The 488-nt window shown below is 66.8% G+C and carries 1 protein-coding gene; it reads left to right on the forward strand.

Translation table 11 applies throughout. The features are described 5' to 3' along the window. The coding region (locus G3446_RS27280; RefSeq protein WP_164456761.1) for a tyrosine-type recombinase/integrase at positions 1-480 on the forward strand (480 nt) is incomplete at its 5' end. Positions 481-488: the final 8 nt, after the last annotated feature.

The raw sequence follows: 488 nt of genomic DNA on the forward strand, positions 1-488 counted from the left end.
CTCGCTCGCCTGGGATTGCGCGCCAGTGAGGTCGTCACCCTCGACATCGATGACATCGATTGGCGAGCGGGCGAAGTAACCATTCGCGGCAAAGGCCTGGTGCACGAGCGCTTGCCGCTCCTGACGGAGCCCGGAGAAGCACTGGCCGCCTACTTGCGTCAGGCGCGCCCCGCGACCCGCTCGCGTCGGGTCTTCGTGCGCCTGCAGGCGCCTCATTCGGGCTTGGCGGGGCCGTCAACCGTCTCAACTCTCGTGCGACGTGCCCTGGAGCGCGCCGGTCTCGATCCACCGGCCAAGGGCGCTCACATCCTTCGGCATACCCTGGCAACGGAGATGCTGCGAGGAGGCGCTTCCATGGCCGAGATTGGCCAAGTGCTCCGGCATCACTCGCCGAATACCACGGAGATTTACGCCAAAGTCGACCTCTCGGGTCTGAGCGCCCTGGCCCAACCCTGGCCGGACATCGGAGGTGGGCGATGAGCGCACTC

The sequence above is a fragment of the Thiorhodococcus minor genome (assembly GCF_010820565.1).
Classification (GTDB): domain Bacteria; phylum Pseudomonadota; class Gammaproteobacteria; order Chromatiales; family Chromatiaceae; genus Thiorhodococcus; species Thiorhodococcus minor.